This is a genomic window from Defluviimonas sp. SAOS-178_SWC (genome assembly GCF_039830135.1).
Lineage (GTDB): Bacteria > Pseudomonadota > Alphaproteobacteria > Rhodobacterales > Rhodobacteraceae > Albidovulum.
Genome location: NZ_CP156081.1, coordinates 1889121 through 1910463, shown reverse-complemented (window position 1 = coordinate 1910463; position 21343 = coordinate 1889121). Strand labels below are relative to the sequence as shown.

The window sequence follows — 21343 nt, the reverse complement described above, 5'->3', positions numbered from 1 at the left end:
GCTCAGGAACATCGGGGCGTCGGGGCGAGGATAATGTGGATGCCACTGGCCGCCCGGCACGTCGTTTACGATGCGAAGCGGGGGCCGCCCGCGTCCTTGATGCGTTTGATCAGCTTCAGCGTCTTGCCGGGATCGACGCGCTGCACCTCGTTCTGACCGGTCAGGCAGGCCGGTCTGGTGACGCTTTCGGCGGCCCGGACGGGCGCGGCAGCTGTGGCTGCGATGCTTGCGAGGATAATGATTTTGACCATCTCTTCACCCTGTCGATTGCGGAAAGAGCAACGCTCTTCGATAGGGAAAGGATGGCGCGCCGGCCCGCCGTCACGCTGTGACGGGCGGCACAGGGGAGGAGATTTTCAAGAAGACGTTTCGGACTATTCCGCTTACATCCGCCCTTTCCAGGGCACGGCCTTGCGCTCCACGAACCGCATCAGAAGGTCAAAGGCATAGGCGATGGCGGCGATCACCACGATCCCCATGATCACCGTCGACGTCTGCAGGAACTGAGAGGCGGAAAGCACCATGTAGCCGATCCCCTTCGTCGCCGCGACCATCTCGGCCGCGACGAGCGTCGTCCAGCCGAAGCCGATGCCGATCCGCATCGCGGTCAGGATCTCGGGCAAGGCCGAGGGCAGGATCACGTGCCGCATCACCTGCCAGCGCGACGCGCCGAAGGAATAGGCGGCGTGGATCTGCTCGATGGCCGCCGACTTCACGCCGGAGCGCGCGCCCAAGGCGACCGGTGCGAAGACCGAGAGGAAGATCAGGAGGACCTTCGACGTCTCTCCGATACCGAACCAGATGATCATCAGCGGCAGGTAGGCCAGGGGCGGGATCGGCCGGTAGAACTCGATTGGCGGATCGAAGATTCCGCGCACGACCGGACTCATCCCCATCGCGAGGCCAAGCGGGATGCCGACGGCGCAGGCCAGAAGGAAGGCGCCGAACACCCGCGCGGTCGAGATCGCGACATGTTCCAGGAACGAGGTGTTGGTGAAACCGTTCCGCGCGATGTCGATGAACTTCGTGACGATGGATCCCGGCGAGGGCACGAACAAGGGCTTCACCCAGCCCATCGCGGTCACGAGCCACCAGACGAAGATCAGCACGGCGATGGAGGCGAGCGACAGCCAGAGCGTCTCGCCCTGCCCCGGCACACCGTAGATTTCTCCCGGTTTCGTCGGCCGGCTCTTGCCGAACGACGCCAAGAAACCGCCGGACTTCGCCTCTGCCGGTTCTCTGGACGGGTCGCTCATGCCACGGCCTCCTCATCGGCGAAGATGATCCCGAGAACCTCCTCGCGCAGCTGGATGAACTCGGGCGACGCCTTGACTTCGCGGGCGGAGGCACCGGCCAGAAAACGGCGCGAGAATTGCAGATCGAAGCGGTGCGCGATGCGCCCCGGTCGCGGCGACATCACGATCAGCTTCGTGCCCATGAACAGCGCCTCCTCGACGCTGTGGGTGATGAAAAAAACGGATTTGTGGGTCTCGTCCCAGATCCTGAGAATCAGTTCCTGCGCCTTCTCCCGCGTCAACGCGTCGAGCGCACCCAGCGGTTCGTCCATCAGAAGGACCTTCGGATCACAGGTCAGCGCGCGGGCGATCCCCACCCGCTGCTGCATGCCGCCCGAGAGCTTGTAGACCGGCGACTTCTGGAACCCGTCAAGGCCGAGAAGCGCGATGAACTTCTCCGCTGTCGCGTGGCGCTCCCGCTCGGGCACCCCTTGCATCTTCAGCCCGAACGCGACGTTGTCGATGACGTTGAGCCAGGGCAAGAGGGCGTGTTTCTGAAACACGACCGACCGGTCGGCGCCGGGGCCGGCGACCCGGCGGCCGTCCAGCAGGATCTCTCCCGATGTCGGCGACAGAAACCCGGCGATGAGGTTGAGGAGGGTCGATTTCCCGCAGCCAGACGCCCCGAGAGCGACGACGAAATCGTCATTCTCGATATCGAGGTCGATCCCCGTTAGCGCTTCGACCGGCGGGCGGCCATCGGCGGCGGGATAGACGACCGATGCGTCGCTGATCTTCAGCCCCATGGGCAGACCCCCTTCCGGTTCGGTCCCGGCCCGCCATAATGCCGGCCGGGACCGGATAAGGTTACTTCGCCGCCTCGGCGAACTCGGCGTTGACGAAACCGGAATAGTCCTCCCCGACGGTGTCGATGCGGCCCGCCGCTTTCAGGAATTCGGCCGTCCCCTTGACCGTCGCGGCCGCGCCGCCCAACCAGGTGTCGCTGACCTGCGTGGCCATCGGCAGGAAGGTGAAGCCTTCGAGGATACCGGGCACCTGCGCGGGATCGGCGCCGGTCGCGGCCGCAAGGGTCTGGACCTCGGCGCTGTCGACCGTCCAGGCGGCCGGATCGCTCAGATAGGAGGCATTCGCCTTGTCGATCTCCTTCAGGAAGGCGACGATCTTGTCCTTGTTGGCCTGGCCGAATTCGCGGTCGACCACCCAGCCGTCAAAAGTAGGGAACCCCCATTCGGCCGTCTGGTCGGCACCGATGATCAGCGTGCCGGTCTTCAGGATCTCCGACTGAACCGGTTGCCAGATCCAGGCGGCGTCGATCACGCCCTGCTCCCAAGCCGCCGCGATCTGGTCGGGCGGCATGTTCATGATCGTGACGTCGGATTCGGCGATCCCCTCGTGCTGAAGCGCGCCCATGAGCGAGAAATGCGCGGTCGAGCCGACCGGCACCGCGATGCGCTTGCCCTTCAGATCGGCGATGCCCGCGATCCCGGAACCGTTATGCGCGATCAGCGATTCCGCCTTGCCGATCACGTCCGAGAAGGCGATCAGTTGCAGGTCGATGCCCTGGCTCGCCGCGATGGCGAGGGGCGACGATCCAAGCTCGGACAGGACCACGTCGCCCGAGGCCATCGCCGCGATGACATCGGTACCGGCGGCGAACTTGCGCCACTCGATCTCCCAGCCGGTTTCCTGTTGCAGCGCGTCCGACGACGCGACGAGCTGCATAGGCGTGGGGTTGCCGAAATGGCCGATGATAATCTTCTCGGCCGAAGCGGCTCCCGCGAACATCGCGAAGGTGGCGACACCGGCCATCAGACGGGTCAGACTGCGTTTCATATCCGGGTTCCTCTCTGTCGTTGTCGTTTAGGGACCGGCCACCTGTGGTGCCGTTGCCGGCCGTTCCTCAGCTCGATCCTGCGCGAAATCCTTGATCGCGGACACGAGCACGTCGAGCGTATCGAAGACGGTGGCACTTTGCGCCACCGATTCCGCGATCAGTGAAAACTCCGTGCAGGCGATCATCTGAACCCGCGCCCCGTTGCCCAGAAGCGCGGCAGAGGCCCCTTTCAGAACGACCCGTGCCGCGTCGGACGCACCCTCGGCCTTGATGCTTCGGATCGCGGCCAGCATCGCCGCCTCGTCATCGGGATAGACCGCCTTCAACCCCACCCGCGCCAGCGCGGCGTCGAACAAACCGACCTTGCGTACCGCAGGCGAGGCGAGAATGCCGACCTTGCCGCCCGAACCGGCCTCGGTGCGGGCCCGGTCCGCCGCCATTGCCACCATGTCCAGGAACGGTATCTCGACCGCCGCGCGGATCGCGGGCGCGAAGTGATGCGCGGTGTTGCAGGGCATCGCCAGCGCCTCGGCCCCGGCGCGTTCGAGCCCTGCTGCCATCGCGGCAAGCACCGGACCCGGATCCTCTCCCGTCCCCTCGATCAGGAACCTTATGCGTGACGGCACTTGCGGGTTCTGGTCGACGATGAGGGGGATGTGATCGGCATCGTCACGGGCCGGCACGGCGGCGATGAGCTTCTGCATCAGCAGCACCGTCGCTTCCGGCCCCATGCCGCCGAGGATGCCGATCCGCCTCATGCCGCCGCCCCCTTGGGCCAGGGGCGTCGGCGGGCATTGTCGATGAGCGGCGTCCCCGTCATCGCAACCGCTCACCCGGCCTGATCGGCCCGGATGACCGCGTCGTAACCGAAAAGCGCCGCCGAACCGCCGGTATGGATAAAGACCACCCGCTCCCCCTTCCTGAAGCGGCCCTTGCGGATGTAGTCGATGAGGCCGGCGGCGCCCTTCCCGGAATAGACCGGATCGAGAAGGATGCCCTCCAGCTCCGCGAACATGCGGATGGCTTCGAGCGTGTCCGCACGCGGGATGCCGTATCCGGCGCCAACGTAATCGCTGTCGGCCACCACATCCTCGCGGGTCACGACGCCGGGGCAGCCGAGTTTCTCGGCGGTCTTCTGGGCAAGGGCAAAGACCATATCTTCCTGCTTCGCCTTCGGCGCGCGGACCCCGAAGCCCTGAAGCGGAATGCCCGCGTTGATCGCCTTCAGCCCGACGATCAGCCCCGCCTGCGTGCCGGCGCTGCCTGTCGCGGTGATGATATGGTCAATCACGAGCCCGCGGTCATTCACTTGCGAGACAAGTTCGAACGCGCAATTGACATAGCCGAGCGCGCCCGTCGGGTTCGATCCGCCGCCGGGGATCGTGTAGACCTTCCGCCCGTCCTCGCGGAATCTGTCGGCCAAGGCCTCCATCTCGGCATTCATGTCGCCGCCGCCCGCGCGCTTTTCCGTCGTCGCCCCATGCAGGTGATCGAGCAGAACGTTGCCATTGGTGTTGTAGTTGGAATCGTTGGACCCGGTGCGGTCTTCCAGCAGGATGTGGCATTTCATCCCGAGCTTCGCCGCGAAGGCCGCGGTCTGGCGGGCATGGTTCGACTGCGTCGCGCCTTGGGTCATCACCATGTCCGCCCCCATCGCCTCGGCCTCGGCCATGAGGAATTCGAGCTTCCGGGTCTTGTTGCCGCCCGTCGACAACCCCGTGCAATCGTCGCGCTTGATCCAGATCTCCGGCCCGCCGAGTTCCTTCGACAGCCGGTCGAGGCGTTCGAGCGGCGTCGGCAGATGGGCAAGGAAATGACGGGGAAAGCGGGCGAGATGCATGGCGGGTCTTCCTGACAACTTGCGGTGTTCACAAGGTGTCGGGAATGGCTCCCCGATGCAAATTCGAAATTTCCAGCACGCTCTGCCGTGCGTTTGCCATTTTGGGGGCAATCCGAAACACCCGATGGGCATTCAGGATGACGGCGACTCAGAGGTCCAAAGGCGGCGGCGAATCCGCCAAGAACGGACAGACCCATACCCCGGCGACCCGTTCAGGGGCGACCCACCGGGACACCCGCGCGATTTCGGTGCCCGATCCGAGATGTCGATCCGGTCGACGAGAAGGACGATGTCGGCCGTTTCCGCAGAACCGGCGGCCCCGCGCGACAGGCGCACGGGCAGCGACCCCACCGGTCAATGCCGACGTGCCCATGAAGGCCATTTCGCAGGTCACCGTTCCGTCAACCGGCGGCAGGACCCCCTGCCGGACGAGAATCCGGTCGCCGTGCGCAACCGCGTCCAGAACCGCAGAAGGCGGTGCGCATCGGGCTTCGGGCGTATTTTGGGCGAACCTCCCCGGTTCAAGCGGGGGCCATCATCAGCGTTCCGTGCCGGCCCCCCCTAACGAAAGTCAAGGCGAACGCGCACCGCCTGTGGGAGGTTCCGGCCGTTCCGGGACCCGATCCGTGAGCGGCCCCGCCAAGAACACATAGCGGAAATGGAATTGAACCAGATCAAGGTAAAGCCGTCGGGGCCGTGCGATTCGAACGGAATGATTCGGCACGTTGGCATCTTCATCGCGGTTCTGTTTGCGCTGGCCGTGAGCCTTGCGGGCGGGCCGCGCCTGCACGCCATGGAAGCGGATTCGACCCTGACGGCGACCGTGCTCTGTTCCGAGAGCGGCGTGCAGATGATCTATATCGGTGCTGACGGCATTCCGGCCCGCCCCGGAACCGACTGTACCAAATGTCCCCAATGCCTCGCGCTTGCCGGTCCGGCCCTGACGGCGCCCGAGCATACCCTGCCGGTCCGCAGCGCACGCCGCCGGGGCGTGGTTCGCGCGAGGGACGCAATCATCCGGACTTCGCGCCGGCTGCGCCCGCAATCGAGAGGCCCCCCTTCCGTGACCATTTCATCGCCCGATCCGGCTTGCATGCCTGCCGCTCCGAAGAACCCGCGTTCCGCTGCGGCCGACTCGACAAAAGTCAATTCCGTCTCTCCCGAAATGTGGCACCGCACGGGGCGTTTCCTGAAGGACGCCCGCAGATGACCTGTTTCCGACTGCTCGTTTCCCTGATCTTCGTTCTATTTTCCCTGCCCGCGCTGGCGGAGCCGGTCCTGTCGAAATACCTCACGGAGGTGCCGGCCGCCGATCTCGTGCCGGGGGCGGACGGCTTCGGAGCGATCCACGAGGATGTTGCCGCCGCGCCGGTCCTGAAAGCCGGCGAAACCATCGGCTGGGCGTTCATCACCAGCGATTTCGTCGGGACGACCGGCTATTCCGGCAAGCCCATCCACACGATGGTCGCGGTCGACACGGACGCGAAGGTCATCGGTGTCTCGCTCGTCAAGCACTCCGAACCGATCGTTCTGATCGGCATCCCGGATGCCAAGATGAAGGCGATGGCGGCGGGCTATGTCGGCCTCGACCTCGTGGCCGAGGCGAATTCGGGCGGCACGTCGCATGAGGTCGACATCATCTCGGGCGCGACGGTCACGGTGATGGTGATCGACGATTCCATCGTCCGGTCCGGCCTCAAGGTCGCGCGCGCGCTCGGGCTCGGCGGTCTTCGCCCCGAGGAGAAATCCTCCGGCCCCGCCTTCGAGGTGAACCCCGAGGCGTCGGCGCCGGACAGCTGGATGGCGATGGAGGGCGATGGCACGCTCAGGCGCCTGTCGCTCGACGTCGGGCAGATCAACGCCGCCTTCGCGGCGCTGGAAGACAAGCGGGCCGCCGAGCGGCCGCAGGCCGAAGCGCCGGAAACGACCTTCATCGAGATGCAGACGGCGCTCGTCTCCGTCCCGGCCATCGGCAAGTCGATATTGGGCGAGGCGGAATACGCCAATCTTGCCAACTGGCTGCAACCGGGAGAGAACGCCATCGTCGTGGTCGGGCGCGGCCTCTACAGCTTCAAGGGCTCGGGCTACGTCCGCGGCGGCATCTTCGACCGGATCGTGCTGATCCAGGGCGACGTCTCGGTCCGGTTCCGCGACCGGATGCACAAGCGCCTTGTCGCGGTGGCCGCCGATGGCGCGCCGCAGTTCACCGAGGCGGATCTTTTCAAGATCCCCGCCGATGTCGGCTTCGACCCCACGCAGCCCTTCCGCATCCAGCTTCTGGTGCATCGCGAGGTCGGGCCGATCGAGAAGCTCTTCACCACGTTCGACCTCGGCTACCAGTTGCCACAGACATACCTGCGTCCGGTCGCGATGGCCCCGATGGCGGAGACTACGGCGGCAGAGGCGACGGCCTCACAGGAGGAAAGCGCGGCCCAGGCGCAGCTTTGGAAGAAGATCTGGCTCGGCTCCACGACCGAGATCGCGGGGCTCGGCGCGATGCTGCTTGTGCTGACGGCGACCTTCTTCTTCCAGACCTGGTTCACGCGGAACGAACGGTTCTTCTTCTGGTTCCGCATCAGCTACCTGACCGTGGCACTGGTGTTCCTCGGCTGGTACGCCAACGCCCAGCTTTCGGTCGTCAACCTGATGGCATTGTTCGGCGCGCTGGTGTCGGGGTTCAGCTGGCAGGCCTTCCTCCTCGATCCCCTCACCTTCATCCTGTGGTTCTCCGTCGCGGCCGCGCTGATCTTCTGGGGGCGCGGCGCCTATTGCGGCTGGCTTTGCCCGTTCGGCGCCTTGCAGGAGCTTCTGAACCGCATCGCAAAGGCCCTGCACATCCCGCAATGGACTCTGCCCTGGGGCCTGCACGAGCGCCTGTGGCCGGTCAAGTACATGATCTTCCTCGGTCTCTTCGGCGTCTCGCTGATGAGTATCGAACAGGCGGAGCACCTGGCGGAGGTGGAGCCCTTCAAGACCGCAATCATCCTGAAGTTCGTCCGGGCCTGGCCCTTCGTGGCCTATGCCGCGGCACTTCTGATCGCCGGGCTTTTCGTCGAACGCTTCTACTGCCGCTATCTCTGCCCGCTCGGCGCCGCCCTCGCCATTCCGGCGCGGATACGCATGTTCGACTGGCTGAAGCGCTACCACGAATGCGGCCACCCCTGTCAGACCTGCGCCAACCAATGCCCCGTTCAGGCGATCCATCCGACCGGAGAGATCAACCCGAACGAATGCGTCAACTGCCTGCACTGCCAGGTTCTCTACCAGTCCAAGACCATCTGCCCGGTGGTCATCAAGAAAGCGAAGCGCCGCGACGCCGTGGGCACGGCCGCGCCGCGCGATCTGACCGGGCATCCGAATTCACCCAAATCCCAACCTGCTGAATGAAAGGACAGACCATGTCTGAGGGACCCAAGACCGGAATCACGAGACGCGGCATTCTCGGCGCGACCGCCGGGGGCGCAGCGATCGCCGGCGCGCTCGGTGGGCGCGCGGCGCTGACCGGGGGCGCCATCGGCGCGGCCACGCTGGCCGGCACCAGCGCGGCGCGGGCAGCCGAAGCGACGAATGTCGCTCCGGGCCAGCTTGACGAATATTACGGCTTCTGGTCGTCTGGCCAGACCGGCGAGATGCGCATTCTCGGCATCCCCTCGATGCGCGAACTGATGCGTGTGCCGGTCTTCAACACCTGCTCGGCCACCGGCTGGGGCATCACCAACGAGTCCAAGAAGATCCTGACCGAGGGTCTGACCGAGAAGACGAAGAAGTACCTCGCGGCCAACGGGCTCGAGTTCCCGAGGAACGGCGACCTGCACCACGTCCACATGTCCTTCACCGAGGGCAAGTACGACGGCCGGTTCCTGTTCATGAACGACAAGGCCAACACCCGTGTCGCGCGGGTGCGCTGCGACGTCATGAAAACCGACAAGATCATCGAGATCCCGAACGCCAAGGGCATCCACGGCCTGCGTCCGCAAAAGTGGCCGCGCACCAACTACGTGTTCGCCAACGGCGAGGACGAGGTGCCGATGGTCAACGACGGCAAGATCCTCGACGATCCGGCGCAATACGTGAACTTCTACACGGCCATCAACGCCGACGACATGACCATCGCCTGGCAGGTCATGGTCACCGGCAACCTCGACAACACCGACGCCGACTATGACGGCAAATACGCCTTCTCGACCTCGTACAACTCCGAGATGGGGATGAACCTGGCCGACATGACGGCCGCCGAAATGGATCACGTCGTCGTATTCAACCTCGCCGAGATCGAAAAGGGCATCGAGGCAGGCGACTATCAGGAACTGAACGGCGTCAAGGTCATCGACGGGCGCAAGGGCAACAACAAGAACTACACCCGCTACGTCCCGGTGCCCAACAACCCGCACGGCTGCAACATGGCGCCGGACAAGATCCATCTGTGCATCGGGGGCAAGCTGTCGCCAACCGTGTCCCTCATCGACGTCCGCAAGCTCGACGACGTGTTCTACAACGGCGCCGATCCGCGTTCCGCTGTCGTCGCCGAGCCGGAACTGGGCCTCGGCCCCCTACACACCGCCTTCGACGGTCAGGGCCGCGCCTACACGACGCTCTTCCTCGACAGCCAGGTCGTGGTCTGGGACATCGCGAAGGCGGTGAACGGTGAAGACCCGATCATCACCAAGGCGGACGTGCACTACCAGCCCGGCCACAACTCCACCGCCGAGGGCGAAACGCTGGACGCTTCGGCGAAGTTCTACATCTCGATGAACAAGTTCTCGAAGGACCGGTTCCTCAACGTCGGGCCGCTGAAGCCCGAGAACGAGCAGGTCTTCGTGATCGAGGGCGACAAGCTGACGCTCGTCCATGACGGGCCGACCTTCGCCGAACCGCACGACTCCATCATCGTGCACGCATCGAAGGTGAACCCGCTCAACGTCTGGAACCGGCAGGACCCGATGTGGGCCGAGACCCGCAAGCAGGCCGAGGCGGACGGCGTCGATCTGGACGACTGGCAGGACACGGTGATCCGCGACGGCAACAAAGTGCGGGTCTACATCTCCAGCCAGGCGCCCGAGTTCGCGCTTCAGAGCTTCACGGTGAAGGAAGGCGACGAGGTAACGGTGAGCGTCACCAACCTCGACGACATCGACGACCTGACCCACGGCTTCACCATGGGCAACCACGGTGTCGCGATGGAGGTCGGGCCGCAGGCGACGAGTTCGGTCACTTTCATTGCCGGACAGCCGGGCGTTTACTGGTACTATTGCCAGTGGTTCTGCCACGCGCTCCACATGGAGATGCGCGGCCGGATGTTCGTGGAACCGAGGGCAAGCTGACCATGCCGACGCGCCTGCTTCCCGTCCTGATCCTGCTGGCCGCGCCCCTCTGGGCGGCGGAGGTGCAGGTCATCCCGGGCGCCGGCACGCTGAAGGACGCCATCGCCGGGGCGACTCCCGGCGATGTGCTGATGCTGAGGGACGGGGCCTATACGGGCCCCGTCACCATCGACCGTCCGCTGACGCTGACCGGCCCCGCCGGGGCCGTCGTCGACGGCGAAGGCCAGGGGACCGTGATCACCGTCGCGGCGGACGATGTCGCCGTGCGCGGCATCACCGTGACCGGTTCGGGCCGGCTGAACGCCGACATTGATTCCGGCATCAAGATCATGAAGGGCGCCGACCGGGCGCGGATCGAAGAGAACCGGATTGTCGGCAACCTGCACGGCGTCGATGTACATGGCGGCCATGACGCCGTCGTGCGCGGCAACACGATCGAAGGACTTCAACTCGACCGGATGAACGATCGCGGCAACGGCGTCTACATCTGGAACGCGCCGGGCACGGTGATCGAGGACAACGACATCCGCTACGGCCGCGACGGCATCTTTTCCAACACCTCCACCAAGGGGATCTACCGCAACAACCTCTTCCGCGACCTGCGCTTCGCGGTCCACTACATGTATACGCATGACAGCGAGGTTTCCGGCAACGTCTCGATCGGCAACCACCTCGGGTTCGCGATCATGTATTCGAACCGCGTCGTGGTGAAGGACAACCTGTCGCTCGGCGACCGCGAACATGGCGTGATGCTCAACTACGCCAACAACGCGGATGTCAGCGGCAACCTCGTCCGGGGCGGCACCAAGAAGTGTCTCTTCATCTACAATGCCCACAAGAACCTGATCTACGACAACCGCTTCGAAGGCTGCGGCATCGGCATCCATTTCACCGCAGGATCCGAACGCAACGTCCTGACCGGCAACGCCTTTATCGGCAACCGTGAACAGGTGAAATATGTCGGCACCAAACATGTCGAATGGAGCTTCGAGGGGCGCGGCAACTTCTGGTCCGATCACCCGGCCTTCGACCTCAACGGCGACGGCATCGCGGATGCCGTGTTCCGCCCGAACGATCTGATGGACCACATTCTCTGGTCGCAACCGGCTGCCGCGCTCCTGACCGGCTCTCCTGCGGTGCAGCTCGTTCGCTGGAGCCAGAAGAGCTTCCCCGCCACGCTGCCCGGCGGCGTTCTCGATTCCCACCCTTTGATGGCGGCCCGCGCCATTCCCGTCCCGCCCGCGATCCAAGGCATGGAAGCCGAGGTCGCAGGACGCTGGGCGGAAGGAACCTATGATGACCTCGACTCTGAACATATCGGAACTCACTAAGACTTTCTCAGGGGCCAGGGCGCTCGACGCCGTGTCGCTGTCCGTCGAACCGGGAAGCCGCGTCGCGCTTCTCGGCCATAACGGTGCGGGCAAGTCGACGATGATGAAGATCATCCTCGGCCTTATCCCGTTCGACAGCGGCACGGTCGAGGTCTGCGGCGCGGCCCCCGGCTCCGCCGCCGCGCGAGAGCGGGTGGCCTACCTGCCCGAAAACGCGGCCTTCCACCCCGCCCTGACCGGCGAGGAACAGATCCGCCATTTCCTATCCCTCCGGGGCGAGGATCCGGGCAAGGCGCGCGGGCTTCTGGACCGGGTCGGGCTCCATGACGCGGCCCGGCGCCGGATCGGAACCTATTCCAAGGGCATGCGCCAGCGCGTCGGCCTTGCGCAGGCGCTGATCGGCAAGCCGCGGCTTCTGGTGCTGGACGAGCCGACGTCGGGCCTCGACCCGGTGTCGCGCCGCGACTTCTACGCGCTCCTCGACGGTCTCGCGGCCGAGGGTGCTTCGGTCCTTCTCTCCTCGCACGCGCTGACCGAGGTTGAGGCGCGGACCGACCGCATCCTGATCCTGTCGCAGGGCCGCATGGTCGCGACCGGATCGCTGTCCGACCTGCGCCGGACGGCCGCCTTGCCGGTGACCATGCATGTCACCGCGAAGAACGGCTACGCGTCGGACATCGCCGCGGAACTCCCCGGCGCGATCCGGGTCGGGACGGATCTGCGCCTGTCCTGCGCGCAGGAAGACAAGCTCGGCATCCTCGCCCGCGTCGCGGGACTTGGCGAGAAGGTGGCCGACATCGAGGTCGTGCCGCCGAGCCTTGAGGATATCTACAGCCATTTCAGCCGGAGGGACGGGCAATGAACCGCATCCTCGCCACCGCCGCCGTTGAATTCCGCATCGCGCTCCGCAACCGTTGGGTCGCGATCGCGATCGGCCTCATGGGGCTTTTCGCGCTGGTCCTGTCCGCCGCGGGGTCCGCGCCGACCGGCGATCTTGGCGTCGACCGGCTGTCCGTCACCGTCGCCTCGCTGACCTCTCTGGCCGTCTATCTGGTGCCGCTCGTCGCGCTCCTGATGTCCTTCGACGCTGTCGCGGGCGAGGTCGAGCGCGGCACCCTGCCCCTCCTCCTGACCTATCCGGGCGCGCGGGTGGAGATCCTTCTCGGCAAGCTCGTCGCCCATCTTTGCGTCCTCGCGCTCGCCGTTGTGGCGGGCTACGGACTTGCCGCCGCCGCGGCCTTCTGGGCGGACCCGGCCTCCGCGTCCGGCCTGCCATCGCTTCTGCGCCTGACCTGGACGTCGGTTCTGCTCGGCGCGACGTTCCTCGGCGCGGGCTATGCGCTCTCCTCCCTTGCCCGGCGTCCGTCCGGGGCGGCCGGTCTGGCGATCGGGCTATGGCTCGGCGCGGTGGTGCTCTATGACCTCGGCCTTCTCGCCGCGGTCGTGGCGGACAATGGCGGCTGGTTCACGACCGACCTCTTCCCGCTCGCCCTTCTCGCCAATCCGGCCGATGCGTTCCGCCTGTTCAACCTTGCCGCGTCGGAGGCTTCGGCCGCGGCCGCCGGTGTCTCCGGCGCCTCGACCGCGATCCCGCTCTGGCAATCGGCCCTGTCCGTGGCCGCCTGGCCCCTTCTCGCGCTCATCCTGGCAGCCGCGGCCTTTCGCAAGGTGACACCATGAAACGCGCGCTTCTCATCATCCTGCTTCTCGCCGCCTGCAAGGAGGAGGCGCAGGACCTCTCGCCTGTCGCGCTGACGGAATCCGCGGTGGGCCATTTTTGCCAGATGAATGTCCTCGAACATCCCGGCCCCAAGGCGCAGGTGCATCTGGAAGGCTTTCCCGGCAAGCCCCTCTTTTTCAGCCAGGTTCGCGATGCCATCGCCTATGCCCGGCTTCCCGAACAGGATGGGGTGATCCTCGCCATCTATGTGAACGACATGGGCGCCGAGGGCGCGTCGTGGGACGAGCCGGGCGATACCAACTGGATCGCCGCCGCCAGCGCCCACTACGTCGTCGGGTCGAGTGTCGAGGGCGGCATGGGGGCGCCGGAACTCGTGCCGTTCACCGATCTCGCCGCCGCCGCCGCCTTCGCGGACCGGCGCGGCGGCACGGTCATGTCGCTGGCGGACGTCCCCGATTCCGCCGTGATCGCGCCGGTCACGATGGAGAGCGATATCACCGCCGGGGACGATGCCGATTTCAACGCCCGCCTCAAGGCCCTGTCCGAAAAGATCGAGGGATGACCAGATGCTGACCCGCCGCCGCTTTCTCACTGTCTCGGCCGCCGCACTTGCCTTCGCGCCATCGGCCCGCTCGGGCGAGACACCGATCCACACCTGGACCGGGATCGCGCTCGGGGCGCGGGCGACGATCCGCATCGCCCATCCGGACGCCGCCGCAATCTGCGCCCGGGCCGCCGCCGAGATCGACCGGCTCGAGGACGTGTTCAGCCTTTATCGGCCGGACAGCGCCCTCATGCGCCTGAACGCCGCCGGCCGTATTGACGCCCCGCCGGCGGAGCTTCTGGAATGCCTGACGCTTGCCGGTTCTGCGCACCGCGCGACGGACGGGTTTTTCGATCCGACGGTGCAGCCGCTCTGGTCGCTTTGGGCCGAACATGCCGCCCGCGGGACCCGCCCGAGCGTCGGCGCCCTTGCCGAGGCGCGGGCATCGGGCGGCTGGCCCGATCTGCGCTTCGACACGGCCGGAATTCGACTTAGAGCCGGGATGGGGCTCACCCTGAACGGCATAGGTCAGGGCTACATCGCCGATCGGGTTGCCGGGCTTCTGGAGGCCGAGGGTCTGACCGACATCCTGATCGACACGGGCGAACATCGTGCGCTCGGCGGGCATCCCGGCGGCGGCGACTGGCCGATCCGTCTGGCGCAGGGCGGCGATGTCGGCCTCAGGAACCGCGCCCTCGCCACGTCCGCCCCGCTTGGCACCGTCTTCGACGTCGCCGGGCGTGCGGGCCATATTCTCGACCCCAAATCGGGTGAGCCGGCCCTGCCCGTCTGGCGCGCCGTTTCGGTTTCGGCCCCTTCGGCGGCGCTCGCAGACGCCCTCTCGACGGCTGCCTGCCTTGGCGCCGACAGAACCACGATCGACCGGTGGTTGTCAGCCTTCGCTGGCGCCCGCTGTGAGTCGGCCGTGCTTGCCTGAAGACGCGTCGGGCCGCGCCCGATCCCCGGGGGAGGAGGATCGGGCGCGGCCCAGCGATCTTGCGGGCGAGCACAAGGGTCCGGGCGGCGCTCCGCCCGGACCCGTTGGTCATGCGACGAGGTCGAACCTGTCGGCGTTCATGACCTTCGTCCAGGCCGCGACGAAATCGCGGACGAACTTCCCGGCATTGTCGTCCTGGGCGTAGACCTCGGCATAGGCCCTCAGGATCGAGTTGGAGCCGAAGACGAGATCGGCGCTGGTCGCCGTCCACTTGGCCTTGCCGGTCTTGCGGTCGCGGATCTCGTAGGTGCCATCCGCCGACGGGTGCCAGCTATTGGCCATGTCGGTCAGGTTGACGAAGAAGTCGGTCGTCAACTGGCCCTTGCGGTCGGTGAACACGCCGAGGTTCGAGCCCCCGTGGTTCGCGCCGAGCACGCGGAGCCCGCCCACGAGGACAGTCATCTCCGCCGCCGTGAGGCCGAGAAGCTGCGCCTTGTCGAGCATCAACTCTTCGGGCGCGACCGCGTACTTTTCCTTCTGCCAGTTGCGGAAACCGCAGACCAGGGGTTCGAGGACGTCGAAGCTGTCGGCGTCGGTCTGCTCGTCGGTCGCATCGCCCCGGCCCGGTGCGAACGGCACGGCGACGTCGTGGCCAGCCGCCTTGATCGCCTGTTCGAGACCGACATTGCCGGCCAGGACGATCACGTCGGCCACCGAGGCGCCCGCCGCCTTGGCGATCGGTTCGAGAATGCCGAGAACCTTGGCCAGACGCTCGGGCTCATTGGCGGCCCAGTCCTTCTGCGGGGCAAGCCGGATGCGCGCGCCGTTGGCGCCGCCGCGCTTGTCCGAGCCACGGAAGGTGCGGGCGCTGTCCCAGGCGGTCGCGATCATCTCCGCCGGGGAAAGGCCGCTCGCCGCGATCTTCGCCTTCACGGCCGCCACGTCGTAGCCGGTCTTGCCGGCCGGGATCGGATCCTGCCAGATCAGGTCTTCCGCCGGCACGTCGGGGCCATAGTAATTGGCCTTCGGTCCCATGTCGCGGTGCGTCAGCTTGAACCAGGCCCGGCCGAAAGTGTCGGCGAAGTAGTCGGGATCGGCCATGAACTTCCGGCAGATCGCGTTGTAGATCGGGTCGACCTTCATCGCCATGTCGGCGTCGGTCATGATCGGGTTGTGCCGGATCGACGGGTCGGAGGCATCGACCGGCTTCACGTCCTCCGGCATGTTCACCGGCTCCCACTGCCACGCGCCGGCGGGCGATTTCCTCAGCTCCCACTCGTAGTTGAAGAGGTAGTCGAAATAGCCCATGTCCCACTGCGTCGGATGCTGGGTCCAGGCACCCTCGATCCCCGAGGTGAAGGCGTTCGCGGCCTTGCCTTCGAGGCCCGGATTGTCCCAGCCGAAGCCCTGCGAATGCACAGGACAGCCTTCGGGCGCGGCACCGATCTTGCCGATCGCGCCGCGACCATGCGCCTTGCCGACCGTGTGGCCGCCGCAGGTCAGCGCCGCGGTTTCCTCGTCGTTCATCGCCATGCGCGAGAAGGTCACGCGGACATGCATCGCGGTCCTTGCCGGATCGGGATTGCCATTCACGCCTTCCGGGTTGACGTAGATGAGGCCCATATGAACGGCGGCCAGCGGGTTGAAGAGCGTCGCGGCATCGCCGAGATCGTCATAGCGGTTCTCCGACGGCGCCAGCCATTCGTTTTCCGCGCCCCAGTTCACGTCCTGTTCGGGCCCCCAGATATCCTCGCGGCCAAAGCCGAAGCCGAAGGTCTTCAATCCCATCGACTCGTAGGCCATGTTGCCCGCAAGGATGATCAGGTCCGCCCAGGAGAGGGCGTTTCCATACTTCTTCTTGACCGGCCACAGAAGACGGCGCGCCTTGTCGAGGCTGGCATTGTCCGGCCAGGAGTTCAGGGGCGCGAAACGGATGTTCCCCGACCCCGCGCCGCCGCGCCCGTCGCCCATCCGGTAAGACCCGGCCGAATGCCAGGCAAGACGGATCATCAGGCCGCCGTAATGGCCCCAGTCTGCCGGCCACCATTCCTGGCTGTCGGTCATCAGCGCCTTGACGTCCGCCTTGACCGCCTCGAAGTCCAGAGCCTTCACAGCCTCACGATGGTTGTAGTCCGGATCCATCGGGTTCGTACGCGCACCATGCTGGTGCAGGATGTCGAGGTTCAGGGCGCGCGGCCACCACTTGGTGACACTGTTGCCCGTTTCGGTATTGCCGCCGTGCATGACGGGGCAGCCGCCGGTCGGATTGATATCGTTTCCGTCCATGGTTTTCTCCCTTGGGTGACGCTGCCGAAGCAGTTTTGCGCGATCTGGAATGCTTCTAACGACGCAGTGCGATTAACGCCAATTGGTTCTCCAAAAGAATGTGATAAGTAAATCAAATGATAGGATTGACCCTGAAACAACTCCGCTACTTCGAGGCGCTGGCGCGCTGTCAGCACTTCGGACGCGCCGCCGAGGCCTGTTCGATCTCGCAGCCGGCCCTCTCCTTGCAGATCAAGGAGCTGGAAGGCATGTTCGGTGCCCCCCTCGTCGAACGGGGCGCGCGCCAGGTCCGCCTGACCCCGGTCGGAGAGGGCTTGTTGCAGAAAGCGCGCCAGATCCTCCTGGCCGTGGAAGAGCTGGACGATCTGGTCCGCGCCTCGAAGGGCCCCCTCGCGGGGCGCCTTCGGCTTGGCATCATTCCCACCGCCGCGCCCTACCTCTTGCCCGGCATCATCTCGGCCCTCTCGCAACGGTTTCCCGACCTCGACCTGAAACTGCGCGAGGCGATCACCGGAAGCCTGATCCACGATCTTCTCGAAGGACGGCTCGACCTTGCCGTCGTCGCCTTGCCGGTTTCGGAACCGGGCCTCACCGAATTCGCTCTTTTCGACGAGGATTTCGTCCTCGTGCGCCCCGCCGAGGACGCTGCAAAGCCGGTTCCAAGCCCGAAGATGCTGCAAACGATGCGCCTCCTCCTTCTCGAGGAAGGCCATTGCTTTCGCGATCAGGCGCTGTCGTTCTGCGACATGACGGAGAGCGAGCCTCGCCAGATCATGGAGGGCAGTTCCCTTTCGACCCTCGTCCAGATGGTCGGGGCCGGCATGGGCGTCACCCTCATCCCCGAAATGGCCGTCACCCTCGAAACCCGCTCGACCGACGTGTCGGTCTGCCGGTTCCCCGCCCCGCGCCCGTCCCGCACCATCGGAATGGTGTGGCGGGCGACCAATCCGCTCTCCGATCAACTGATGCAGATCGGGTCGATCGTTCGGGCGGTCGGGAACCGGACCGGCGCGGACACCGGAAGCGGAGGCGCGGACAAGGCCGCAACGCCGGCGCCCGATCACCAGCGATAAAAGACGGTGCGGCTTGCGATCTCAGACCCGTTTCCTCCTCGGGTTTGAGGCAGTGTCCGTCCCAACGAAGGAGATGGACAAAATGAAGGGACCACGGTGCAGCGAAGGGCAGATCATCGCGATCCTGAAGCAGCGGGAGAGCGGCTGGGCGACGGCGGAGATGTGCCGGGAGCATGGGATCAGCTCGGCGACGTTCTTCAAGTGGACGGGCAAGTTCGGTGGGCTTGAGGTGTCAGATGCCCGGCGGCTCAAGGCGCCCGAGGATGAGGACGCCAAGCTGAAGAAGCTGCAGGTGAGGAAGCGCGGCGGTCGCAAGCGATCTCCGGACACGCGCAGGCCGATGCCGGTGCCAGAGCGACCCAACGAACGCTGGAGCCTGGACTTCGTATCTCACGCTTTCGCCGACGGGCGTCGGTTCCGCGTGTTGGCCATCGTGGACGACTTCAGCCAGGACTGCCTGGCGCTGGTCGCGGACACGTCGCTCTCCGGGCTGCGCGTCACGCGCGGGCTGACAGGGATCATGGCGCGACGCGGGCGGCCCAAGACCATCGTCAGCGACAACGGGACGGAACTGACCAGTTTGGCGGTGCTCAGATGGTGCCAGGAAACGCGGATCGACTGGCATTACATCGCGCCAGGAAAGCCGGTGCAGAACGCCTTCGTCGAGAGCTTCAACGGCAGCTTTCGGGACGAGCTTCTCAACGAAACCCGGTTCTCATCGCTGGCCGAGGCCCGCGTGAAGATCACGGCCCGGAATGAAGACTACAACTGCAACAGACCTCACTCATCCCTCGGAAATCTCACGTCGCAGGCATATGCAATGAAATCGAGATTGGAAACCAGGGCCGCATGAGGCCAAATATCAACCAACGGGTTCTCCCACGGGCTGGAGGGAAGTCGGGTCTCTGGTCAAAAACAACAGTAATTCACTGTTACTTTCCCTGTTTGCCGGGAATTTTGCGGAGACGGGATAGCTCCAGACTGGCTCCTCCGCCACGTCATTTCAATTAATTTTGTTATTTCAAAAGGCGGGCGACAGGAAGGTGACTTCCGCCCCTGATTTTTTCCGCCATACTTATTTTGTCGCCCTCCCTGTTTGAGCAGCGACCGCCGTTTGGACCACCCCGCTGGAGATCTTCCGGGGGTTGCGGTTCAGTTCGGCGACGGTCGAACGGTCGTCGGCGGCGAGCGTTCAGATCGCACGGCCAAGATCGCAACGCGGTCGAGGTCCGTCCTTTCCAAGCCTTCGGCGGCAAGGACGTCGCTGATCGAGGTTGCCGGCTTCGCCCGCTTCATCGACAGGCTGGTCAAGACGTAGCGCGCCGGAGGGCCGACGCGGCGGTGCCGAAGCGGGCGCGGAAGGCGCGGGCGAAGGCGACCTGGCTGGAAAAACCGGTGCGGAGGGCGATTTCCTGCACCGGCAGCACCGTGTCGGTGACCATCCGCCGCGCCTCGTCCAGCCGGAGATCGAGAAAGAACCGACCTGGGCTGATGCCGAGCCGGTCAGAGAAGAGCATCTCCAGGCGCCGCTGCGACAGGCCGATCCGCCGGGCGATCGCGGCGATGGCGGGCGGCTCCTCGATCCCCGCCTCCATCAGCGCGATGGCGCGGCCGAGCGCCGGATCGGTCCGCGACAGCCGCGCGGCGGAGACCGCTTGCTGCGGCACGGTCGCGGCATGGACCGGCTCGTACAGGAAGGCGCCCGCGACGCGGAGCGCCAGTTCCGCCCCGTTCCGGCTGCGGATGAGGTCCAGCATCATGTCGAGGCAGGGCGCCGCACCGCCCGTCGTGACCATCGGCCCCGAGATCACGTAACGGTCGCGGCGCACATCGACGGCGGGGAAGCGATCCGCGAAGGTCTCCAGATCCTCCCAATGCACGGTCGCGGCGCGGTGGTCGAGAAGCCCGGCATAGGCGAGGAACCAGCTTCCGCCGTCGATGCCGACCATCGCCCTGAGCCGGGGCGCGAGCCGGCGCAGCCGGGAAAGTAGCGCCGGCGTCGCCTGTTCGGCGAGCCGGAATCCGGCGACGATCATCAGCACGTCGACGTCGGGCCGGTCGCCGAGCGGGTCCGTCGCAACCTCGAACCCGGCGGTGATCGGCACCGCGCCGCCGGTGGCCGAATAGTAGCGCCAGGAGAAAAGCGTCTTTCCCGCGCGCCGGTTCGCCGCCCGCATCGGATCGACCGAGGCGGCCAGCGACAGAGCATTGGTATCGGCCATCACGAGGATGCCGACCGACAGCGGCCCCGGTTCGGGTGCAAAGATGGTTCTTTCGCTTTTCATCAGGCCTTTCGTATTTCGCAAAACCGGGACCGGCAAGCCGTATCCCCTGCCCTTGCGCTTGCCGCGCGACTCGCCGACAGTTCCGGCCAACCCCAAACCGGAGCCGGCAATGCGCCAAGGACCCTCAATATTGCTGTGCCTTCTCGCCCTCGCCGGTTGCGCCGGCACGCCTGCGCCGACGGGATTGCGGGACGGGGCAAAACCGATCTCCTCCGCCGCCGCGTTCGATCCGGGCCGCTTCGCGGATGTCTGGCATATCGCGGCCGCCTACGGGTCCGAGACACGCTGCGGCCCGCTGGCCGAGACATGGACACCGACGGCGCCGGACCGCTACCGCGTCACCGGTATCGCTTGTGGACCGAACGGCGCCCGGGCCTTTGTCACGGAGGCCCGCGTGACGGGGCCGGGGCGGATCACGCGGAACGGCGAGGAGCTTTGGGTGCTCTGGACAGATGCCGACTACCGGGTGGCGGTCGTCGGCACACCGTCGGGCGGCTTCGCCCGGCTTCTGTCGCGCACACCCGAGGTGCGCCCCGACCTCATGATCGCGGCGCGGCGCGTACTGGAATTCAACGGCTACGATCCGGCCGGACTTGCCCCGCTCTGAGGCGGCGCCGCAACGACCTCAACTGGAGAGGTCGACTTCCAGATCGAGGAACGGCGCATATTGCTGGGCCCCGAAGATGTCGCCGTCTCCCGCGCTGCCGCTCGGCCGCATGCGCAGGATCGTGAACTTGATCGCATAGGCCGGATCGTATTCCACGAAGTCGGTCAGCCGCGCGGGATCGACATTCAGTACATCGCAGACGCTTTCGCGGGTCAGCGCGCCGGAGCGCTTGACCATCTCGTAGGTTTCTTTCTCGCGGAAGATGATGTCGAAGGTGATCTTGTCCGTCCCGGCGTTCTTGGAGCGGATGGTCTTGGCCAGCTCGGCCAGTGTCTTGCGGGTGTTCAT

General features: G+C 65.9%; 20 protein-coding genes. 11 read left to right on the top strand and 9 right to left on the bottom strand.

Annotated elements, in window-relative coordinates:
- Positions 1–65: 65 nt before the first annotated feature.
- The 6 genes from V5734_RS10240 to V5734_RS10215 form a co-directional block, all read right to left on the bottom strand.
- Complete coding sequence (locus V5734_RS10240) at positions 66–251, bottom strand: hypothetical protein (RefSeq protein ID WP_347313398.1); 186 nt, start codon at positions 249–251, stop codon at positions 66–68.
- A gap of 132 nt (positions 252–383) precedes the next feature.
- A complete protein-coding gene (locus V5734_RS10235; protein ID WP_347313397.1) occupies positions 384–1256 on the bottom strand; it encodes an ABC transporter permease subunit in 873 nt (290 codons plus the stop codon).
- Positions 1253–2041 carry a taurine ABC transporter ATP-binding protein gene (locus V5734_RS10230; RefSeq protein WP_347313396.1) on the bottom strand — a complete coding sequence of 263 codons (789 nt, stop codon included), beginning with the start codon at positions 2039–2041 and terminating at the stop codon, positions 1253–1255. The genes V5734_RS10235 and V5734_RS10230 overlap by 4 nt, the downstream gene beginning before the upstream one ends.
- 61 nt (positions 2042–2102) lie before the next feature.
- Positions 2103–3089: a taurine ABC transporter substrate-binding protein gene (tauA, locus tag V5734_RS10225; RefSeq protein WP_347313395.1), complete on the bottom strand. Its 987-nt coding sequence runs from the start codon at positions 3087–3089 to the stop codon at positions 2103–2105.
- Between the two features lie 27 nt (positions 3090–3116).
- Positions 3117–3848, bottom strand: a complete 732-nt coding sequence (locus V5734_RS10220; protein ID WP_347313394.1) for an aspartate/glutamate racemase family protein — start codon at positions 3846–3848, stop codon at positions 3117–3119.
- A gap of 71 nt (positions 3849–3919) precedes the next feature.
- On the bottom strand, positions 3920–4930 hold the full coding sequence (locus V5734_RS10215; protein ID WP_347313393.1) for a D-cysteine desulfhydrase: 1011 nt from the start codon (positions 4928–4930) through the stop codon (positions 3920–3922).
- A gap of 664 nt (positions 4931–5594) precedes the next feature.
- Between V5734_RS10215 and V5734_RS10210 the strand changes: the two genes are divergently transcribed.
- The 8 genes from V5734_RS10210 to V5734_RS10175 are packed head-to-tail and all read left to right on the top strand — an operon-like array spanning position 5595 to position 14744.
- Complete coding sequence (locus V5734_RS10210) at positions 5595–6140, top strand: DUF2946 family protein (RefSeq protein ID WP_347313392.1); 546 nt, start codon at positions 5595–5597, stop codon at positions 6138–6140.
- The gene (locus V5734_RS10205) at positions 6137–8317 is read left to right on the top strand and encodes a 4Fe-4S binding protein (RefSeq protein ID WP_347313391.1); all 2181 of its coding nucleotides are present in this window, start codon (positions 6137–6139) and stop codon (positions 8315–8317) included. Before V5734_RS10210 ends, V5734_RS10205 begins: the two co-directional genes overlap by 4 nt.
- 11 nt (positions 8318–8328) lie before the next feature.
- Positions 8329–10251, top strand: coding sequence for a TAT-dependent nitrous-oxide reductase (gene nosZ, locus V5734_RS10200; protein ID WP_347313390.1), 1923 nt, complete (start codon positions 8329–8331; stop codon positions 10249–10251).
- A gap of 2 nt (positions 10252–10253) precedes the next feature.
- Entirely contained in the window at positions 10254–11582 is a 1329-nt protein-coding gene (locus V5734_RS10195; protein WP_347313389.1) for a nitrous oxide reductase family maturation protein NosD, read from the top strand.
- A complete protein-coding gene (locus V5734_RS10190) occupies positions 11548–12444 on the top strand; it encodes an ABC transporter ATP-binding protein (protein ID WP_347313388.1) in 897 nt (298 codons plus the stop codon). Before V5734_RS10195 ends, V5734_RS10190 begins: the two co-directional genes overlap by 35 nt.
- Positions 12441–13262 (top strand): ABC transporter permease, encoded by an 822-nt coding sequence (locus V5734_RS10185; RefSeq protein WP_347313387.1) that lies wholly within the window; start codon positions 12441–12443, stop codon positions 13260–13262. Before V5734_RS10190 ends, V5734_RS10185 begins: the two co-directional genes overlap by 4 nt.
- Positions 13259–13825 carry a nitrous oxide reductase accessory protein NosL gene (locus tag V5734_RS10180; protein WP_347313386.1) on the top strand — a complete coding sequence of 189 codons (567 nt, stop codon included), beginning with the start codon at positions 13259–13261 and terminating at the stop codon, positions 13823–13825. Before V5734_RS10185 ends, V5734_RS10180 begins: the two co-directional genes overlap by 4 nt.
- 4 nt (positions 13826–13829) lie before the next feature.
- The gene (locus V5734_RS10175) at positions 13830–14744 is read left to right on the top strand and encodes an FAD:protein FMN transferase (protein ID WP_347313385.1); all 915 of its coding nucleotides are present in this window, start codon (positions 13830–13832) and stop codon (positions 14742–14744) included.
- A 108-nt stretch (positions 14745–14852) separates the two neighbouring features.
- On the opposite strand, the gene katG is transcribed toward V5734_RS10175, so the two are convergent.
- The gene (gene katG / locus V5734_RS10170) at positions 14853–17030 is read right to left on the bottom strand and encodes a catalase/peroxidase HPI (protein WP_347313384.1); all 2178 of its coding nucleotides are present in this window, start codon (positions 17028–17030) and stop codon (positions 14853–14855) included.
- Between the two features lie 116 nt (positions 17031–17146).
- Between katG and V5734_RS10165 the strand changes: the two genes are divergently transcribed.
- The gene (locus tag V5734_RS10165; protein ID WP_347313383.1) at positions 17147–18103 is read left to right on the top strand and encodes a hydrogen peroxide-inducible genes activator; all 957 of its coding nucleotides are present in this window, start codon (positions 17147–17149) and stop codon (positions 18101–18103) included.
- 82 nt (positions 18104–18185) lie between these two features.
- Positions 18186–18956 (top strand): IS3 family transposase, encoded by a 771-nt coding sequence (locus V5734_RS10160; RefSeq protein ID WP_347313382.1) that lies wholly within the window; start codon positions 18186–18188, stop codon positions 18954–18956.
- 454 nt (positions 18957–19410) lie between these two features.
- On the opposite strand, the gene V5734_RS10155 is transcribed toward V5734_RS10160, so the two are convergent.
- Complete coding sequence (locus V5734_RS10155; RefSeq protein WP_347313381.1) at positions 19411–20388, bottom strand: GlxA family transcriptional regulator; 978 nt, start codon at positions 20386–20388, stop codon at positions 19411–19413.
- Between the two features lie 109 nt (positions 20389–20497).
- On the opposite strand from V5734_RS10155, the gene V5734_RS10150 reads away from it, so the two are divergent.
- Positions 20498–20995, top strand: coding sequence for a lipocalin family protein (locus V5734_RS10150; protein ID WP_347313380.1), 498 nt, complete (start codon positions 20498–20500; stop codon positions 20993–20995).
- An 18-nt stretch (positions 20996–21013) separates the two neighbouring features.
- On the opposite strand, the gene V5734_RS10145 is transcribed toward V5734_RS10150, so the two are convergent.
- Positions 21014–21343 carry a DUF4387 domain-containing protein gene (locus tag V5734_RS10145; RefSeq protein WP_347313379.1) on the bottom strand — a complete coding sequence of 110 codons (330 nt, stop codon included), beginning with the start codon at positions 21341–21343 and terminating at the stop codon, positions 21014–21016.

Coding starts and splice junctions, on each gene's coding strand:
- V5734_RS10240 (WP_347313398.1), bottom strand. CDS start 251: ATGGTCAAAATCATTATCCTCGCAAGCATCGCAGCCACAGCTGCCGCG.
- V5734_RS10235 (WP_347313397.1), bottom strand. CDS start 1,256: ATGAGCGACCCGTCCAGAGAACCGGCAGAGGCGAAGTCCGGCGGTTTC.
- V5734_RS10230 (WP_347313396.1), bottom strand. CDS start 2,041: ATGGGGCTGAAGATCAGCGACGCATCGGTCGTCTATCCCGCCGCCGAT.
- tauA (WP_347313395.1), bottom strand. CDS start 3,089: ATGAAACGCAGTCTGACCCGTCTGATGGCCGGTGTCGCCACCTTCGCG.
- V5734_RS10220 (WP_347313394.1), bottom strand. CDS start 3,848: ATGAGGCGGATCGGCATCCTCGGCGGCATGGGGCCGGAAGCGACGGTG.
- V5734_RS10215 (WP_347313393.1), bottom strand. CDS start 4,930: ATGCATCTCGCCCGCTTTCCCCGTCATTTCCTTGCCCATCTGCCGACG.
- V5734_RS10205 (WP_347313391.1), top strand. CDS start 6,137: ATGACCTGTTTCCGACTGCTCGTTTCCCTGATCTTCGTTCTATTTTCC.
- nosZ (WP_347313390.1), top strand. CDS start 8,329: ATGTCTGAGGGACCCAAGACCGGAATCACGAGACGCGGCATTCTCGGC.
- V5734_RS10195 (WP_347313389.1), top strand. CDS start 10,254: ATGCCGACGCGCCTGCTTCCCGTCCTGATCCTGCTGGCCGCGCCCCTC.
- V5734_RS10190 (WP_347313388.1), top strand. CDS start 11,548: ATGACCTCGACTCTGAACATATCGGAACTCACTAAGACTTTCTCAGGG.
- V5734_RS10185 (WP_347313387.1), top strand. CDS start 12,441: ATGAACCGCATCCTCGCCACCGCCGCCGTTGAATTCCGCATCGCGCTC.
- V5734_RS10180 (WP_347313386.1), top strand. CDS start 13,259: ATGAAACGCGCGCTTCTCATCATCCTGCTTCTCGCCGCCTGCAAGGAG.
- V5734_RS10175 (WP_347313385.1), top strand. CDS start 13,830: ATGCTGACCCGCCGCCGCTTTCTCACTGTCTCGGCCGCCGCACTTGCC.
- katG (WP_347313384.1), bottom strand. CDS start 17,030: ATGGACGGAAACGATATCAATCCGACCGGCGGCTGCCCCGTCATGCAC.
- V5734_RS10165 (WP_347313383.1), top strand. CDS start 17,147: ATGATAGGATTGACCCTGAAACAACTCCGCTACTTCGAGGCGCTGGCG.
- V5734_RS10160 (WP_347313382.1), top strand. CDS start 18,186: ATGAAGGGACCACGGTGCAGCGAAGGGCAGATCATCGCGATCCTGAAG.
- V5734_RS10155 (WP_347313381.1), bottom strand. CDS start 20,388: ATGAAAAGCGAAAGAACCATCTTTGCACCCGAACCGGGGCCGCTGTCG.
- V5734_RS10150 (WP_347313380.1), top strand. CDS start 20,498: ATGCGCCAAGGACCCTCAATATTGCTGTGCCTTCTCGCCCTCGCCGGT.
- V5734_RS10145 (WP_347313379.1), bottom strand. CDS start 21,343: ATGAACACCCGCAAGACACTGGCCGAGCTGGCCAAGACCATCCGCTCC.